We start from the raw sequence: 17485 nt of genomic DNA, 5'->3' as shown, positions 1-17485 counted from the left end.
GCTGCGCGCCAGGATAACCCTGGCTTCCACGGTGAATTTTCTTTATCGTCACCGCCCTTTGAAAAAGCCCGAGAATTCAAAATGTTAGAAACATCCCTCAGCCAACTGGAACAACTGGTCAGTGACCTGGTGCAGCAGAATCAAGCACTGCTGGGCACCAACGAATCCCTCAAGGCCGAGCTGGCCCGCGCCAAGGATGAGAACGACAGCTTGCAACTGAACCTGATGGAACAGGAAGAAAAGCAGGGCGCCACCGCAGCCCGTATCCAGGCGTTGGTTGAGCGTGTGAGCGCAGGTCCTGTCAGCGCATGAGTGAAGGGATAAAGGTCGTTTCGATTCTCGGTGAGGATTACTCGATCAAGGCCCCGGATGGGGAAGACAGCACCCTGCTCAAGGCCGTGACCCTGCTCAAGGCGTCCCTGGCAACCACCAAGCAGAAGTACCCGACCCTGATCGGCGACAAGCTGCTGGTGCTGGCGGCGCTGAATCTATGTGCCGAGCAGATCGACATGCAGCAGCGTCACCAGCAGGAACTCGACCGTTACCAAGAGCAAGTCAGCGCCACGGTCGATGTGATTGCCAAGGCCATCGGCCAGCCCTGATCAGAACCATTCATCCTGCATGGCCAGGCACGTATCGTCCCGCGCCTGCAGGATCGACAGTTCATGATGGCAGCCCGGTACTTCCCAGGTCAGGAAGTACCGGGCCGCTTGCAGCTTGCCTTTATAGAAGGCCACATCCGCCGCATTGCCCCTGGCCAGCCCTTCTTCGGCGCGGATCGCCTGTTCCAGCCAGCGCCAGCCAATCACCGTATGCCCAAACACTTTCAGGTACAGCGCCGAGTTCGCCAGGCTGCTGTTGACCTTGCCCTGGGCGAGATCCGTCAACAGCCCCAGGGTTACGCTTTGCAGGCGCGCCACCAACTGCTCCAGCGGTTCGCGCATGGCCGTGAGTGACGGGTATTGCTGGGCCCGTGCGCCGGTCTCGGCGATCAGGCGAATCAACTGCTTCAGGCCCGAACCGCCATTTTGCGCAAGCTTGCGTCCCAGCAGGTCCAGGGACTGGATGCCGTGGGTGCCTTCGTGGATCGGGTTCAGGCGGTTGTCGCGGTAGTACTGCTCCACCGGATATTCGCGGGTGTAGCCGTGGCCGCCGAGAATCTGGATCGCCAGCTCGTTGGCCTTCAGGCAGAACTCCGAGGGCCAGGATTTGACGATCGGGGTCAGCAGGTCCAGCAACTCATGGGCCTGCCTGCGCCCGGTTTCGCTGTCCAGGGTGGTCGTGTCATCGAACAGGCGCGCGGCATATAGGCCCAGGTCGAAGGCGCCTTCTACATAGGCTTTTTGCGTAAGCAACATGCGCTTGATATCAGCGTGCTGGATGATCGACACCGGTGCGGTGTTCGGGTCTTTGCTGTCGGGCAGGCGGCCTTGCGGGCGTTCCCGGGCGTATTCCAGGGAGTACAGGTAACCGGCGTAACCGAGCATCACTGCACCCATGCCGACCCCAATCCGCGCCTCGTTCATCATCTGGAACATACAGGCCAGACCCTGGTGCGGCTTGCCCACCAGATAGCCGACACACTCGCCATTATCGCCGAAGTTCAGCGCGGTGGAGGTGGTACCACGCCAGCCCATCTTGTGGAACAGCCCGGCCAGCAGCACATCATTGCGCGGGCCCAGGCTGCCGTCGTCGTTGACCAGGAACTTGGGCACGATAAACAGCGAAATGCCCTTCACCCCGGCGGGCGCGTCCGGCAGTTTGGCCAAGACCATGTGCACGATGTTTTCCGACAGCGGGTGATCGCCACCGGAGATAAAGATCTTGTTGCCCTTGAGGCGGTAGGTGCCATCCGCCGCCGGCTCGGCGCGGGTGCGGATATCCGACAGCGACGAGCCGGCATGGGGTTCGGTCAAGGCCATGGTGCCGAAGAAGCGGCCCTCGATCATCGGTTGCAGAAAGCGTTGCTTCTGCTCCTCGGTGCCAAAACTCTCGATCAGGTTGGCCGCGCCCATGGTCAGGAACGGGTACGAGGTGGAAGCCGCATTGGCTGACTGAAAGTGCGCAAAACAGGCCTGGGACAGCAGCGTCGGCAGTTGCATGCCACCGGCTTCAAAACTGCGCGCTGCATTGAGAAAGCCGGCTTCAAGGAAGGCATCCACGGCAGGTTTCACTTCCGGGATCAGGATCGCCTGGCCATCTTCGTAGCGAGGTTCGTTCTCGTCGCCCTTGCGGTTGTGGGGGGCGAAGTACTTTTCGGCGATGTGGCGGGCGGTGCCGATGGCGGCATCGAAGGTTTCGCGAGTGTGTTCGGCAAACCGCTCGCGCTGGGTCAGGCCCTCGGCATCGAGGACTTCATACAGCTCGAAAGCCAGATTGCGGGAACTGAGGAGCGTCTCGGACATGGCGGCTTACCTATTTGGGAATAGGCCGCAGTCTAAGTGCGCGAATAGAGGCGCGATAGCAAGATTGATCTGGGTGATGGAGCAGCAAAACAAAGGCAGGATGAATGTACAAGATCGTTCCCACGCTCTGCGTGGGAACGCCTCTTGCGACGCTCTGCGTCGCGGACGCGGAGTGTCCTGGGCAGCACTCCCACGCAGAGCGTGGGAGTGCTCGGTGGTGACTAGCCGATAGTCATCAGGCTCGCGTTACCACCCGCCGCAGCGGTGTTGACGCTCAACGCACGCTCGATCACCAGGCGCTCCAACGCAATGTTGGTTTCGCCCGAGGACAGGCCATTGACCCCGACAATCGCGCCGCTGCGCTGCGCCACTTGCTGGCAAACCCCACGCAGTTGGTCGGAATCGCCGTGGTGCAGGACGGCGTCGAAGATCACTTCGTCCTTGGTCCAATCGGCTACACGCTGGATCTTCGCCTGAACTTCCTTCGGCAGCCGTGGGAACAGCGCCTTGGTCAGGTCAGACTCCGGCCACACTGCCGAGCTACCCACAGCCAGTACGGCCGCCAGTTGCGCCAGCAGATCGCCTTCTACGTCCGCGAGGCACAGCACGTGCTCGCGGGGCAGGATGGCGTAGCTGTTGCGCTCGCCGGTCGGGCCGGCCAGCAGGCGGGTGATACCGCTTTGCGATTGCGCGGCGAACTGGCTGCACAGGGCGCTCAGTTCGCTGAACTTGTTGCCGTCGGCCCAGGTTTTCAGGGCGCTCAGCGGTTGGCTCATGGCGTCACGCAGGCGCACATCCGGTGCGGCCAGTGCATCGCCCCGTACGAAGGATTGCTCGATCGCATCGGTAGGACGGGTCGACAGCAGGCGGTACAGGTACAGCGGGCCACCGGCTTTCGGGCCGGTACCCGACAGGCCTTCGCCACCGAATGGCTGCACGCCGACGACGGCACCGACGATGTTACGGTTAACGTAGACGTTACCGGCATGGACGTTGTCGATCACCTTGGCGATGGTCTCGTCGATACGGGTGTGCACGCCCAGGGTCAGACCGTAGCCAGAAGCATTGATCTGACCGATCAACTGGTCGATCTCCTTACGCTTGTAGCGCACCACGTGCAGGACCGGGCCGAAGATCTCCCGTTGCAGTTCGTCGAAGCTTTCCAGTTCGATCAGGGTTGGCATCACGAAGGTGCCGCGCTTGATTTCTTCGCTGTCGGCAATTGCCACCTGGTACACGGTACGGCCTTTGTCGCGCATGGCCTGGATGTGCTTCTCGATGCCCGCCTTGGCTTCGGCGTCGATTACCGGGCCGATATCCACAGACAGGCGCTCCGGGTTGCCGAGACGGCATTCGGCCATGGCACCCTTGAGCATTTCGATGACGCGGTCTGCCGAATCTTCCTGCAGGCACAGTACACGCAGGGCCGAGCAACGCTGGCCGGCACTGTCGAAGGCCGAGGAGACGACGTCGATCACCACCTGTTCGGTCAGAGCCGAGGAGTCGACGATCATCGCGTTCTGGCCACCGGTTTCGGCGATCAGCGGGATTGGGCGGCCCTGGGCATCCAGGCGTCCGGCGACATTGCGTTGCAGCAGGCGCGCCACTTCGGTGGAGCCGGTGAACATCACGCCTTTGACGCGATCATCACCCACCAGGCGGGCACCAACGCTTTCGCCCTGGCCCGGCAGCAGTTGCAGCACGCCTTCCGGAATGCCAGCTTCGAGCAACAGGCGCACGGCTTGCGCGGCGACCAGCGGGGTCTGTTCGGCCGGCTTGGCCAATACCGGGTTACCGGCGGCCAGTGCGGCGGCGACTTGGCCGCTGAAGATCGCCAGCGGGAAGTTCCACGGGCTGATGCACACCACCGGGCCCAGTGGGCGGTGGGCGTCGTTGGTGAAATCGTTACGCGCCTGCACCGCGTAGTAACGCAGGAAGTCCACGGCTTCACGCACTTCGGCGATGGCGTTGGCGAAGGTCTTGCCGGCTTCACGGGCCAGCAGGCCCATCAGTGGCTGGATCTCGCCTTCCATCAAGTCGGCGGCACGTTCGAGGATCGCGGCGCGTTCGGCCGGCGGGGTAGCCTGCCAGATCGGTGCGGCATTCAGGGCGCACTGGATCGCGTTGTCGACGTCTTCGACCGTGGCTTCCTGGACGTGACCAACCACATCACGCAGGTCGGACGGGTTCAGCACCGGCACAGCGGCTTCATTGCTAGACGCGCAACCGAGCATCGGCGCGGCCTTCCAGTTGTTGTGCGCGGTGGCCAGCAAGGCGCAGGACAGCGACGCCAGGCGGTGTTCGTTGGCCAGGTCGATACCGGCCGAGTTGGCGCGCTCGCTGCCATACAGGTCGCGTGGCAGTGGAATACGCGGGTGCGGCAGGCCGAAGCCGCCTTCCAGCGTCGCCATCTGCTCGATGCTGGCCACTGGATCGGCCACCAGCTCCTGGATCGAGATGGATTGGTCGGCGATACGGTTGACGAACGAGGTGTTGGCGCCGTTTTCCAGCAGGCGACGCACCAGGTAGGCCAGCAGGGTTTCGTGTGTGCCGACCGGCGCGTACACGCGGCATGGACGGTTCAGCTTGCCTTCGGAAACCTTGCCTACGACTTGTTCGTACAGCGGTTCACCCATGCCGTGCAGGCACTGGAACTCGTACTGACCGGGGTAATAGTTCTGGCCGGCGATGTGATAGATGGCCGACAGGGTGTGGGCGTTGTGCGTGGCGAACTGCGGGTAGATGACTTCCGGTACCGACAGCAGCTTGCGTGCGCAGGCGATGTAGGAAACGTCGGTGTACACCTTGCGGGTGTAGACCGGGTAGCCTTCCAGGCCTTCGACCTGGGCGCGCTTGATTTCGCTGTCCCAGTACGCGCCTTTTACCAGGCGGATCATCAGGCGGTGACGGCTGCGGCGTGCCAGGTCGATCACGTAGTCGATCACGTACGGGCAGCGCTTCTGGTAAGCCTGGATCACGAAACCGATACCATTCCAGCCGGTCAGTTGCGGCTCGAAGCACAGGCGCTCGAGCAGGTCCAGGGACAGCTCCAGGCGGTCGGCTTCTTCGGCGTCGATGTTCAGGCCGATGTCGTATTGCTTGGCCAGCAGCGTCAGGGACAGCAAGCGTGGGTACAGCTCGTCCATCACTCGCTCGTACTGGGCGCGGCTGTAGCGCGGGTGCAGGGCCGACAGCTTGATGGAGATGCCCGGGCCTTCATAAATCCCACGGCCGTGAGAGGCTTTGCCGATGGAGTGAATGGCTTGTTCGTACGAGGCCAGGTACTTCTGTGCGTCGTGTTCGGTCAGTGCAGCTTCACCGAGCATGTCGTAGGAGTAGCGGAAGCCCTTGGCTTCGAACTTGCTCGCATTGGCCAGGGCCTCGGCGATGGTTTCGCCGGTGACGAACTGCTCGCCCATCAGGCGCATGGCCATGTCGACGCCCTTGCGGATCATCGGCTCGCCGCTCTTGCCGATAATGCGGCTCAGGGAGGAGGTCAGGCCGGCCTCATTGTGGGTGGCGACCAGTTTGCCGGTCAGCAGCAGGCCCCAGGTGGCGGCGTTGACGAACAACGATGGGCTGTTGCCCAGGTGCGGCTGCCAGTTGCCGGTGCTGATCTTGTCGCGGATCAGCGCGTCACGGGTGCCCTTGTCGGGGATCCGCAGCAGTGCTTCGGCCAGGCACATCAGGGCCACGCCTTCCTGGGACGACAGGGAAAATTCCTGCAGCAGGCCCTGGACGATACCGGCACGGCCGCCGGCGCTCTTCTGGTTACGCAGTTTTTCGGCAATCGAGGCGGCCAGCTTGTTGGTGGCTTCGGCCATCTGGGCCGGCAGGCGAGCCTGCTCGATCAGCATCGGCACCACTTCCGGCTCGGGGCGGCGGTAAGCGGCGGTGATCGAGGCGCGCAGCACCGATTGCGGCAGGATGCTTTCGGCAAATTCGAGGAAGCACTGGTGAGCGTGGTCGTTCTGCACCTCGCCCGCGTCGTCTGCGTCCTTGAGGCCCGAACCGTTGAGCTCGGTCAGGGTTGCACCACCCTCGAGTTTCTCCAGGTAATTGAAAATTGCCTGCTTGATCAGCCAGTGCGGCGTGCGATCAATGGAGGTCGCGGCGGCCTTGAGGCGTTCGCGGGTTGGGTCATCGAGTTTGACCCCAAGGGTGGTCGTAGCCATATTTTTATCCTCATGGGTGCCACTACTGTGTGGCATCAGCTGGCGGCAAGATTAGCTTTGCGCCGTACGAGGTGCAACCGGGTGCAACCCATTTTCTTCATGAAATTCACGCTGCTCGTCAGAAATCATTTTCACTCGACCAAATCGGCTGAATATTGGTGCATTTGCTTCTGGATTTGGCTGTTCTTGCTCCGAAAAGGAGCAAAAAACCGCCGTTTGCCGAAAAACGCGCCAGGGTGCAACTAATTCTCACGAAACTGGTTGCACCTTATTTGCTTTGTTGAATAGCATTCACGCCCAAGGTGCAACCAACCCTAGGGTTCGGTTCATCGGCTGATGGCTTTCCTGGGGAAACGTCAGTCATAAATGCGCGGCACGCAGCTTCGTCTACACACTACTCGGTTGTAGATGGCCTGACAGACCGCCGCTACATAAAAACAAAGCCAGGGCGTAACTCAATGAGCGTAAGTAATCCAACCTTGATCACATTTGTGATCTACATCGCGGCAATGGTGCTGATCGGTCTCATGGCCTATCGCTCCACCAATAACCTTTCCGATTACATCCTCGGTGGTCGCAGCCTCGGCAGCGTCGTCACCGCACTCTCGGCTGGCGCTTCGGATATGAGCGGCTGGTTGTTGATGGGCCTGCCAGGTGCCATCTACATGTCGGGCCTGTCGGAAAGCTGGATCGCCATCGGCCTGATCGTCGGTGCTTACCTGAACTGGCTGTTTGTGGCAGGTCGCCTGCGCGTGCAGACCGAACACAACGGCGACGCCCTGACCCTGCCGGACTACTTCTCCAGCCGTTTTGAAGACAAGAGCGGCCTGCTGCGGATTATCTCGGCGGTAGTGATCCTGGTGTTCTTCACCATCTACTGCGCTTCCGGCATCGTGGCCGGTGCCCGTCTGTTCGAAAGCACCTTCGGCATGTCCTACGAGACGGCGCTGTGGGCCGGTGCTGCGGCGACGATTGCCTACACCTTTATCGGTGGTTTCCTGGCAGTAAGCTGGACAGATACCGTACAAGCCACCCTGATGATCTTCGCGTTGATCCTGACGCCCATCATCGTGCTGCTGGCCACCGGCGGTGTCGATACCACCTTCCTGGCTATTGAAGCGAAGGATCCAACCAGCTTCGACATGCTGAAAAACACCACCTTCATCGGCATCATCTCGCTGATGGGCTGGGGCCTGGGCTACTTCGGCCAGCCGCACATCCTCGCGCGTTTCATGGCGGCGGATTCGGTCAAGTCGATTGCCAATGCACGTCGTATCTCCATGACCTGGATGATCCTGTGCCTGGCCGGCACCGTGGCCGTAGGCTTCTTCGGTATTGCCTACTTCTCGGCGCACCCGGAAGTCGCTGGTCCCGTGACCGAAAACCCAGAGCGTGTGTTCATCGAACTGGCCAAGCTGCTGTTCAACCCTTGGGTTGCTGGCGTGCTGCTGTCGGCCATCCTGGCTGCCGTGATGAGCACCCTGAGCTGCCAGTTGCTGGTGTGCTCCAGCGCCCTGACCGAAGACTTCTACAAGGCGTTCCTGCGCAAGGGCGCGTCCCAGCTTGAGCTGGTATGGGTCGGCCGGATCATGGTGCTGGTGGTTGCGTTGATCGCCATCGCGATGGCTGCCAACCCGGAAAACCGCGTACTGGGCCTGGTGAGCTACGCCTGGGCCGGCTTCGGCGCCGCGTTCGGTCCTGTGGTCCTGATCTCGGTCCTGTGGAAAGGCATGACCCGCAACGGCGCACTGGCCGGTATCCTGGTCGGCGCGATCACCGTGATCGTGTGGAAACACTTCGAGCTGCTGGGTCTGTACGAAATCATCCCAGGCTTCCTGTTCGCCAGCCTGGCGATCTACTTCGTGAGCAAGATGGGCGCCCCGACTGCCGGTATGGTTGAGCGCTTCACCGCTGCCGAGAAAGACTACAACCTCAACAAGTGAGGCGTTCATGCAGGCCTTGATGGCCTGCTGAACTGAAAGCGGCCCGCATCCCTGGATGTCGGGCCGTTTTTTTTGGGTGCGACGATGGAGCCTGCGTTGTAGGGATTAACTGAATTGCCTGCAGCGTACGCAGCTCGGCAAATGGCTGGTGCAGAATCCCAGGCCCTCCACTTGCAGAGAAACACCGGATGTTCGCTCCTGCCAATCAAAGTGCGTTTAGCCTGATCGTCGATGGCCAGCCCAGTGACCTCAAGGTCCTGGCGTTCAGGGGCGAGGAGGCTATCAGCCAGCCCTATCGTTTCGATCTTGAGTTGGTCAGCGAACAGCCGGACCTGGATCTGGGAAACCTCCTGCACCGCCAGGCCTTTCTCGCCTTTGATGCCCAGGGCCATGGCATCCACGGGCAAATCCAGCGGGTCGCGCAAGGTGACTCGGGCCAGCGCCTGACCCATTATCAATTGAGCCTGGTGCCGCAGTTGGCCTATCTGCAACACAGTGCCCGGCAACGCATTTTCCAGCACAAGACGGTGCCGCAGATTGTCAGCCTGGTGCTGGAGGGGCAGGGCATCCAGCGCGATGCCTTTGAGTGGCGACTGGGCGCGACCTATCCCGAGCGCGAGTACTGCGTGCAGTTCGATGAAACCGACCTGGCATTTATCCAGCGGCTGTGCGCCGAACTGGGGGTTCACTATCACTTTCAGCACCGGCCGGACGGGCATCTGTTGGTGTTCGGCGATGATCAGACGGTATTTGCCCAGGCAGACCAGCCGACGGGCTATGCGCCAGGTTCGGGCATGGTGGCGGCGGCGCCGGTGATCAAGCGTTTCACGGTGCGCCTGGAGGCGCGGACTACCGGGGTCAACCTGCGCGACTATGATTTTCACAAGCCGCGCCTGGTGCTGGAAAGCGCCGCCCTCGGCGAGCAGCTACCGCCGCTGGAGGCCCAGGGCTACCCTGGGCACTTCACCGACCGTACCCACGGCAAGCACCTGGCGCAGCGGGCGCTGGAGCGTCATCGCAGCGACCAGCGGCAAGCCCACGGCGAGGGCGACCAGACGGCGCTGGTCAGCGGACAGTTCCTCACACTGGCCGACCATCCGCGCCAGGCATGGAATGGCCTGTGGCTGGTGACGCGGGTGATCCACCAGGGCCGGCAACCGCAAGTGCTGGAGGAGTCCGTCGGCGCGATGGATGAGCAGGGGTACCGCAACGAGTTCTTCGCCACGCCCTGGGACGTGCCGTTTCGCCCGCCGCTGCCTGCGGCGAGGGCGCCGGTTGCAGGCTTTCAGAACGCCGTGGTCACCGGGCCGGTCGACAGCGAAATCCATTGCGATGAGTTTGGCCGGGTCAAGGTGCAACTGGCCTGGGATCGCCACGGCCAATACAGCGAACACTCCAGCTGCTGGCTGCGGGTTGTCAGCGCCTGGGCCCACGAGCACTACGGCAGCGTGGTGATCCCGCGGGTGGGCATGGAAGTGCTGGTGGGGTTCGTCAACGGCGATGTCGATATGCCGCTGGTGGTCGGCTGCCTGGCCAATGGCGCGACGCCAGTGCCCCTCGACCTGCCGGCGGACAAGACCCGCAGCATCTTCCGCAGCCTGAGCAGCCCAGGGGGTGGTGGCTATAACGAGCTGCGCATCGAAGACCGCAAGGGCGCCGAGCAGATCTACCTGCGTGCCCAGCGCGACTGGACCCAGCACGTGCTCCACGATCTGCGCCTGCAGGTGGATCACCAGCGGCATGTGCAGGTAAGTGGCGAGTCGCACCACGAGTTGCACGGCGAAGAGCAGCGGATTACCCACGGCAACCGGCTGACGGAACTCAAGCAGGACGATCACCTGGTGATCGCGGGGCAGCAGCAGGTGCAAGTGGCGCGCTATTCGTTGCAGGCGGGCGAGCAGATCAGCCTCGGCGCAGGCCAGCAAATGGTGGTCGATGGCGGCGCCAGCCTGACGCTGCAGGCCGGGGGGCAATGGATCACATTGTCGGCCGGGGGGATTTTCAGCAGCACACCGATCCAGTTGGGCGGTGCGCCGTCGGCTGCCACGGCGCCATCACCCCTGCGTCCGGGGGGACAGGAAACCCTGCTGGCGGCGTTGGCCGCACCGTTGAGTGCCGCACAGGTGTTCAGCTTCAAGCGCAGTGCGCCGTTCTGTGAGGAGTGTGAGCGCTGCAAAAATGGCGTCTGCGACACTCCGCAGCATCGAGTGGGGGGCTTGCGATGATGACCCCCCGTGAGTGGCTGGCCCAGGAGCCGCTGCAGGACGGCGAGCAGCTGTTTGTCATCCTGGCCAGTACCAGTGAGTGTCAGCCGGTGGCGGCCTGGCGCCAGGCAGATGGCGGGCCGTTGAGCCCGGTGTGGGCCGGCAGCGAGTACGCCGCCTGGGCTGAGGTGATGCCCTATGTGGCATTGGTCAGCGAGAGCAGTGGGTTTCTCGACTGGGTGGCCGAATGCGCGGCTACCGATTGGGGTTGGTTGGCCGTTTCCTCCAGCCCGCTGCCCACGGTGGTCGAACATCTCGCCAGCCTGACCAAGGTGCGTTTGCCCGAGGGGCAGGAAGTGTTTTTCCGCTTCTGGGATGGTGGTTACCTGCTGCCGATCCTGCAAGGGCTGGGGCCTGGGGCGGGGGAGGTGCTTGCGGTATTTCGACGCTACTGGATCAACGGCCAGCTCCAGGGAGTGCCGGCCACGGGAGTGGGGGCGGCGAGGAAAAGTCCCTGGTGGGAAGTGCCCCCCACGCTACTCAAGCAGCTTGGCGAACAGTCCAGCGTGACCCTGGTGGATAACCTGCTGCAATGGCTGGCCCAGGAGCATCCCGACGTGCACGACGCCTTCGCGCCAGCGACCTTGCAGCACAAGGTCGCGTACTTTGTGCGCCCACCTTACGCCGGGCAGCAGGCATTGATTGCCTACCTGGCCGGCGAGCGGGGTTGAGTCAGGCGTTCAGTGACTGCTGCAAGTCATCGAGCAGGTCCTCGATCGCCTCGATGCCCACCGACAGGCGGATCATCTCCGGACGTACGCCGGCCTTGGCCTGCTCCTGCTCGTTCATCTGCCGGTGGGTGGTGGACGCCGGGTGGCAGGCCAGGGACTTGGCGTCGCCGATATTCACCAGGCGCTTGAAGATCTGCAGCGCATCGTAGAAGCGCACCCCGGCGGCATAGCCGCCCTTCAGGCCGAAGGACAGGATCGCCGAGGGTTTGCCCTGCATGTACTTTTGCGCCAGGTGATGGTGCGGGTGATCCGGCAGGCCGGCGTAGCTGACCCATTCCACCTGCTCGTGGGCCTGCAGGAACTGTGCGACTTTCAACGCGTTCTCGGTGTGGCGCTCCATGCGCAAGGCCAGGGTTTCCAGGCCTTGCAGCAGCAGGAAGGCGTTCATCGGGGCCAGGGCGGCACCGGTGTTGCGCAGCGGCACGGTGCGGGCACGGGCAATAAAGGCTGCCGGGCCGAATTTCTCGCTGTACACCACGCCATGGTAGGCCGGCTCGGGTTGGTTGAGGCCGGGGAATTTCTGCGGGTAGTCGGTCCAGGGGAAGGTGCCGCTGTCGACAATCACCCCGCCCAGGGAGTTGCCGTGGCCGCCGACATACTTGGTCAGGGAATGCACGACGATATCCGCGCCAAACTGGATCGGCTTGCACAGGATCGGCGTGGCGACGGTGTTATCCACCATCAGCGGTACGCCGCGGGCATGGGCGACGTCGGCCAGGGCCTGCAGGTCGACGATATTGCCCGCCGGGTTGCCGATGCTTTCGCAGTACACCAGCTTGGTGTTGTCGTCGATCAGCTCGGCGATGGCCTCGGCCGAGTCATTGCGGGCGAAGCGCACATCAACGCCGAAGCTCGGCAGCAGGTGGGCGAACAGGGTGTAGGTGCCGCCGTACAGCTGTGGGGTGGAGACGATATTGTCGCCGGCACGGGTCAGGGCCTGGATGGCATAGTGAATGGCCGCGCTGCCTGCCGACACGGCCAGGGCCGCGATCCCGCCTTCCAGTGCGGCCATGCGCTGTTCCAGCACGTCGTTGGTGGGGTTCATGATCCGCGTGTAGATATTGCCGGGTACGTCGAGGTTGAACAGATCGGCGCCATGCTGGGCGTTATCGAACTCGAAGGCGACGTTCTGGTAGATCGGCACGGCGACCGCCTTGGTGGTCGGGTCCGATTTGAAGCCGTGGTGCAATGCGATTGTGGCGTCTTTCATGGTGGATACTGACCTCCCTGGATTGCATGGGGCAGCCCCGGATAAGGTAGGAGCTGGCTTGCCTGCGATGGCATCAGCGCAGAGTACGGGTAATACCGCGTCGCCTGCATCGCGGGCAAGCCCGCTCGCACATAACTCGCTAGAACGTTTTCGCTGCTGTTCCTACATTTGCGACATAAGCACCGCCCGGCATGCAGCCCTGCACCTTTGCCCGCGTAAAAGGTAAACTTCGCCCCCTGCGCAGGAGCAACCATGAATTATCGTCACGCCTTTCACGCCGGCAACCACGCCGATGTCTTCAAACACCTGACCTTGACCCGCCTCATCGCCCTGATGTCGCGCAAGGAACAGCCGTTTGCCTATCTCGACACCCACGCCGGAATTGGTCTGTATGACCTGCAAGGCGACCAGGCCAACCGCACCGGTGAATACCTGGAAGGCATTGCCCGCCTGTGGGGCGAGGCGGACCTGCCGGCGCTGACCGCTGACTACATGCGGGTGCTGCACGAGATGAACCCGGATGGCCAATTGCGCTATTACCCCGGTTCGCCAGAGCTGGCGCGGCGCCTGACCCGCCCCCAGGACCGCGTGCTGCTCAACGAAAAACACCCGGAAGACGGCGTGTTGCTCAAGGACAACATGAAGGGCGACCGCCGCGTGAAGGTCCATCTGGGCGAAGGCTGGCACGTGCCACGGGCCTTGCTGCCGGTGCCTGAAAAGCGCGCGCTGATGCTGATCGACCCGCCGTTCGAGCAACTCGACGAGATGCAGCGTTGCGCCGCCTCCCTCAAGGAAGCCGTGGGCCGCATGCGCCAGACGGTCGCCGCGATCTGGTACCCGGTCAAGGACCAGCGCATGTTGCGCCGCTTCTACCAGGACCTGGCCGGCACCGGCGCGCCAAAGCTGCTGCGCGTGGAGTTGCTGGTGCATCCGCTGGATACCCCCAACACCCTGACCGGTTCGGGCCTGGCGATTGCCAACCCGCCGTGGGGGCTGGAGGAGGAGTTGCGTGAGCTGCTGCCGTGGCTGTCGAAGAAACTGGGGCAGACTCAGGGTGGGTGGCAGATGGATTGGCTGATCGCCGAGTAACGGCATCGCTCTTTAGAGTGCTATCGCGGGCAAGCCCGCTCCCATATGGTTATGTGATCCCATGTGGGAGCGGGCTTGCCCGCGATGCTTTTGACGTCAGATCGGGCAGGTCACGCCAGTACCGCCGATCCCGCAATAACCCTGGGGATTCTTCGCCAGGTACTGCTGGTGATAGGCCTCGGCGAAGTACACCGTGGGCGCCTCGTCGATTTCCGTGGTGATCTCGCCCAGGCCGGCCTTGGTCAGTTCTTCCTGATAGGCCTGTGCACTGGCCTTCGCGGCCTCCAGTTGCTCAGGCGTGGTCGCGTAGATCACCGAGCGATACTGGCTGCCAATGTCATTGCCCTGGCGCATGCCCTGGGTTGGGTTGTGCAGTTCCCAGAACATCTTCAACAGGTCTTCGTACTTGAGTTTGGCCTGGTCATACACCACCAGCACCACTTCGCTATGGCCGGTCAGGCCCGAGCAGACTTCTTCGTAGGTCGGGTTTGGTGTGAAGCCGCCGGCGTAGCCGACCACGGTACTGACCACGCCGTCGCGCTGCCAGAATTTGCGTTCTGCGCCCCAGAAACAGCCGAGGCCAAAAATCGCAAACCCCACATCGTCCATAAACGGGCCCAGCAGCGGGTTGCCGTTGACGAAGTGCGTCTCGGGCAGATTCATCGGGGTTTCACGACCAGGCAAGGCTTGTTCGGCAGTAGGCAGCACGTTTTTATTCACCAGGATTTCCGAGCGCAAGACCATGATCAGTCCTCTCGTCAGGTTGAGTTAACAGTTCAGACCACCAGTGTGCCCGAGTGTTACAGCGCTGTCAGGCGATTGGCCCGCGCGGATAGCGTTTGAGCCTGTCCAGCAGCTCGGAGCCGGGGATTGGCCGGTCGAACAGGTAGCCCTGGCCGACGTCGCAGCGATGGCGGCGCAGGAACGCCAACTGCTCGGCAGTCTCGATGCCTTCGGCGACCACCTTGAGCTTGAGGTTGTGCGCCATGGCGATCACCGCCGAGGTGATTTCCATGTCGTCCTGGTTGTCCGGGATTTCATGGATAAAGCTGCGGTCGATCTTGATGATGTCGATGGGGAATTTCTTCAGGTAACTCAGGGACGAGTAGCCGGTGCCGAAATCATCCATGGCCAGGGTCAGGCCGAAACTCTTCAACTGATCCAGTTGCAGGCGCGTGTCCTCGGTGGCTTCCAGCAGCAGGCCCTCGGTCAGCTCCAGCTCCAGCAGGTTGGCCGGTAGCTGTTCTTCCTTGAGGATGCTGGCGATGGAGGCCACCAGGTCCGGGTCGGAAAACTGCTTGGGCGACAGGTTGATCGCCACCTGCAAGTTGCCCATGCCCGCGGCGCTCAACTGCTTGCTCATGCGGCAGGCCTGGCGCGCGATCCATTTGCCGATGGGGATGATCAGGCCGGTCTCTTCGGCGACGCTGATGAACTGGTCCGGACGGATCATGCCCTTTTCCGGGTGGTTCCAGCGCAACAGCGCCTCCATGCCGAGCAGGCGCCCGCTGCGCAGGCACAGCTTGGGCTGGTAGAACACGTCCAGCTCGTTCTGGGTCAGGGCGCGGCGCAGATTGTTTTCCACGAACAGTTTGTAACTGGCCTCGGCATTCAGGGTTTCGGTAAACACCTGCACCTGGTGCTTGCCGTTGGCCTTGGCCTTGTGCAGCGCCAGGCCGGCGTTGCGCATCAGTGTCTGTGGGTCGCGGCCATGCAGCGGGGCGCAGGCCAGGCCCACGGAGCCGGTGACGCTGATCAACTGGTTGTCGACGAACATCGGTTTGTCGAGGGTCATCAACAACTGGCAGGCCATTTGCTGGCCGACTTCAAGGTCGGCGTTGTCGAGCAGCACCGCAAATTCGTTACTGGCAAAACGCGCCAGGCTGCCGCCGGCATTGAGGCTGTTGCGCAGGCGCCGGGCCAGGCTGATCAGCAACTTGTCGCCGGTCTGGTGGCCGAGGCTGTCGTTGATCCGCTTGAAGTTGTCGATATCCACCAGCAACAGGCTGATGGGCGCGTCGCTGTCGCGGGCGAAGCGTTCGTCGAGGTTGCGGATAAACGCCGGGCGGTTGCCCAGGTTGGTCAGGTTGTCGGTGTAGGCCAGGCGCTCGATACGCTGTTGGGCCAGCTTGGCCTGGGTGATGTCTTCGTAGATGCCGATGTAGTGGGTCAGTTCGCGATTGTCGCCATACACCTTGGAAATCGACAACTGGCCCCAGTACGGTTCGAGGTTTTTGCGCCGGCTCTTGAACTCGCCCTGCCAGCTGTTGCTTTGGGCCAGGCTGGAGGGCGCGTCGAACAGCAGTTCGCTGAGGTTCTCCAGGGCCGGCAACTGGGCCAGGCGATGGCCGTGGACTTCTTCGGTGCTGTACTGGGTGATTGCGGTAAAGCTGGGGTTGACGTACTCCACCACGCCGTCGCAATTGACCAGCAGGAAGGCGTTGGCACTTTGCTCCACGGCGCGCTGGAACAGGTGCAGGGCGCTGGTGGCGGTGCGACGGTTGTGGTTGTTGATGACCTGGGCGAACTGGTCGGCCAATTCACCGGCAAAGGCAATTTCATCGGACAGCCAATCTCGGGTGCAAGTGCTTTGTTCCAGGCACAGCACGCCCACCACCTGGCCATCCACGCGGATACTGGCGTCGAGCATGGCGTGGACTTCCAGGGGGCGCAGGCTTTCGACCATGTCCCGGGTGCGGGGATCGCGCAGGGCATTGCCGGCGTCGATGGCGCGGCTGCTTTGCAGGGCTTCCAGGTAGTCCGGGAAGCCGCTGGCATCAATCGGCAAGGGCAGATGGTGCTGCTGGTCGGCGCGGTGAAAAGCAGAAATCGGCACCAGTTGCTGGCCTTCGAGGTTCCAGATACTGGCGCAGTCGATCTGGTAGATATCGCAGGCACTGCGGGTGATCAGTTCGGCGGCTTCTTGCAGGGAATTGTTGGTGCTGTAGCGCTGGCGGGCCAGCAGCAGGATCAGCTCCTGCTGGGCGCGCACCCGCTCCAGGTGCTGCAACTGTTCCTGTTGTGCGCGCTGGTTGAGCTCCAGGGCGATCTGCAGGCGGCTGTTCTGGTCCTCCAGGTCGGCGGTGGGCATCGGCGCCGGGTTGCTGAACAAGCCGTCTACCACCATCAGGTAGCCGCGTAGCAGGTGGCGATTGTGCTGCTTGTAGGCCTCGCCGACCTCCAGCAGGCTCAACTGGCCGTCGTTGGTGTGCAAGGTGTAGCGCACCAGGTAGTGGGGGCTGGCGGTCAGTTGCTGCTGGATCGCGTCATGCAACTGGTAGCGTGCCTGGGGCTCCATCAGGCTGGCGTAGGGCGAGCCGATCAGCGAGCACAGCTCTACGGCGGGCAAGCCGAATTGGCGTTCACAATTGGGGTCAAGGTACAGCAGCGCCCAGCTGGCCTCATTCAGCCGCTCGAAACGCAGCATACCGAGGCGCGAAGGCACCGGTAATTGCGTCACGACCTCGGCCGCCGTTCGGGCGACATCGGGTTGGCTTTTCATGGGGGAGCTCGCTTGGAAAAATGCGCATCGCGCCGGGCTATCGCCCTCTTTGTTGCTGTCTGCGGCAAGGTTGCATCATGCAGCACGGACTGACAAGAGAGGATGAAGGCTAAGTGCTATAAGTGGGTTATCGGCCGTGCAGTGGATTTCTACAGTCGCAATGATG

At 62.5% G+C, this 17485-nt stretch carries 11 protein-coding genes; 6 read left to right on the top strand and 5 right to left on the bottom strand.

The window, feature by feature from the left end:
* Positions 1–81 precede the first annotated feature (81 nt).
* Positions 82–312, top strand: coding sequence for a hypothetical protein (locus HBR93_RS05045; protein WP_029299225.1), 231 nt, complete (start codon positions 82–84; stop codon positions 310–312).
* Complete coding sequence (locus HBR93_RS05040; protein ID WP_057437293.1) at positions 309–602, top strand: cell division protein ZapA; 294 nt, start codon at positions 309–311, stop codon at positions 600–602. Before HBR93_RS05045 ends, HBR93_RS05040 begins: the two co-directional genes overlap by 4 nt.
* Here the strand turns inward: HBR93_RS05040 and HBR93_RS05035 are convergent, their stop codons facing one another.
* Together HBR93_RS05035 and putA are read right to left on the bottom strand one after the other, a co-directional pair.
* Positions 603–2405, bottom strand: coding sequence for an acyl-CoA dehydrogenase (locus tag HBR93_RS05035; protein ID WP_169959907.1), 1803 nt, complete (start codon positions 2403–2405; stop codon positions 603–605).
* Between the two features lie 221 nt (positions 2406–2626).
* The gene (gene putA, locus HBR93_RS05030; RefSeq protein WP_169959906.1) at positions 2627–6580 is read right to left on the bottom strand and encodes a trifunctional transcriptional regulator/proline dehydrogenase/L-glutamate gamma-semialdehyde dehydrogenase; all 3954 of its coding nucleotides are present in this window, start codon (positions 6578–6580) and stop codon (positions 2627–2629) included.
* A gap of 458 nt (positions 6581–7038) precedes the next feature.
* On the opposite strand from putA, the gene putP reads away from it, so the two are divergent.
* The 3 genes from putP (at position 7039) to HBR93_RS05015 (ending at position 11458) form a co-directional block, all read left to right on the top strand.
* Entirely contained in the window at positions 7039–8523 is a 1485-nt protein-coding gene (gene putP, locus HBR93_RS05025; RefSeq protein ID WP_115127223.1) for a sodium/proline symporter PutP, read from the top strand.
* A 188-nt stretch (positions 8524–8711) separates the two neighbouring features.
* A complete protein-coding gene (gene tssI / locus HBR93_RS05020; RefSeq protein WP_169959905.1) occupies positions 8712–10748 on the top strand; it encodes a type VI secretion system tip protein TssI/VgrG in 2037 nt (678 codons plus the stop codon).
* A complete protein-coding gene (locus HBR93_RS05015) occupies positions 10745–11458 on the top strand; it encodes a DUF4123 domain-containing protein (RefSeq protein WP_169959904.1) in 714 nt (237 codons plus the stop codon). Before tssI ends, HBR93_RS05015 begins: the two co-directional genes overlap by 4 nt.
* A 1-nt stretch (position 11459) precedes the next feature.
* Here the strand turns inward: HBR93_RS05015 and HBR93_RS05010 are convergent, their stop codons facing one another.
* Complete coding sequence (locus HBR93_RS05010) at positions 11460–12728, bottom strand: aminotransferase class V-fold PLP-dependent enzyme (RefSeq protein ID WP_057437305.1); 1269 nt, start codon at positions 12726–12728, stop codon at positions 11460–11462.
* A 252-nt stretch (positions 12729–12980) separates the two neighbouring features.
* Between HBR93_RS05010 and rlmJ the strand changes: the two genes are divergently transcribed.
* Positions 12981–13817, top strand: coding sequence for a 23S rRNA (adenine(2030)-N(6))-methyltransferase RlmJ (gene rlmJ / locus HBR93_RS05005; RefSeq protein ID WP_057958111.1), 837 nt, complete (start codon positions 12981–12983; stop codon positions 13815–13817).
* 96 nt (positions 13818–13913) lie between these two features.
* Here the strand turns inward: rlmJ and msrA are convergent, their stop codons facing one another.
* Both msrA and HBR93_RS04995 read right to left on the bottom strand, forming a co-directional pair.
* Positions 13914–14561 carry a peptide-methionine (S)-S-oxide reductase MsrA gene (gene msrA / locus HBR93_RS05000; RefSeq protein WP_057444633.1) on the bottom strand — a complete coding sequence of 216 codons (648 nt, stop codon included), beginning with the start codon at positions 14559–14561 and terminating at the stop codon, positions 13914–13916.
* A gap of 67 nt (positions 14562–14628) precedes the next feature.
* Positions 14629–17319, bottom strand: a complete 2691-nt coding sequence (locus HBR93_RS04995; RefSeq protein WP_169959903.1) for a GGDEF and EAL domain-containing protein — start codon at positions 17317–17319, stop codon at positions 14629–14631.
* Positions 17320–17485: the final 166 nt, after the last annotated feature.

Source organism: Pseudomonas sp. WS 5411 (assembly GCF_012985595.1).
Classification (GTDB): domain Bacteria; phylum Pseudomonadota; class Gammaproteobacteria; order Pseudomonadales; family Pseudomonadaceae; genus Aquipseudomonas; species Aquipseudomonas shahriarae.
Note: the sequence above shows the minus strand (reverse complement) of the source record. Positions and strands in the feature narration are given on the sequence as shown.

Coding starts and splice junctions, on each gene's coding strand:
- HBR93_RS05045 (WP_029299225.1), top strand. CDS start 82: ATGTTAGAAACATCCCTCAGCCAACTGGAACAACTGGTCAGTGACCTG.
- HBR93_RS05040 (WP_057437293.1), top strand. CDS start 309: ATGAGTGAAGGGATAAAGGTCGTTTCGATTCTCGGTGAGGATTACTCG.
- HBR93_RS05035 (WP_169959907.1), bottom strand. CDS start 2,405: ATGTCCGAGACGCTCCTCAGTTCCCGCAATCTGGCTTTCGAGCTGTAT.
- putA (WP_169959906.1), bottom strand. CDS start 6,580: ATGGCTACGACCACCCTTGGGGTCAAACTCGATGACCCAACCCGCGAA.
- putP (WP_115127223.1), top strand. CDS start 7,039: ATGAGCGTAAGTAATCCAACCTTGATCACATTTGTGATCTACATCGCG.
- tssI (WP_169959905.1), top strand. CDS start 8,712: ATGTTCGCTCCTGCCAATCAAAGTGCGTTTAGCCTGATCGTCGATGGC.
- HBR93_RS05015 (WP_169959904.1), top strand. CDS start 10,745: ATGATGACCCCCCGTGAGTGGCTGGCCCAGGAGCCGCTGCAGGACGGC.
- HBR93_RS05010 (WP_057437305.1), bottom strand. CDS start 12,728: ATGAAAGACGCCACAATCGCATTGCACCACGGCTTCAAATCGGACCCG.
- rlmJ (WP_057958111.1), top strand. CDS start 12,981: ATGAATTATCGTCACGCCTTTCACGCCGGCAACCACGCCGATGTCTTC.
- msrA (WP_057444633.1), bottom strand. CDS start 14,561: ATGGTCTTGCGCTCGGAAATCCTGGTGAATAAAAACGTGCTGCCTACT.
- HBR93_RS04995 (WP_169959903.1), bottom strand. CDS start 17,319: ATGAAAAGCCAACCCGATGTCGCCCGAACGGCGGCCGAGGTCGTGACG.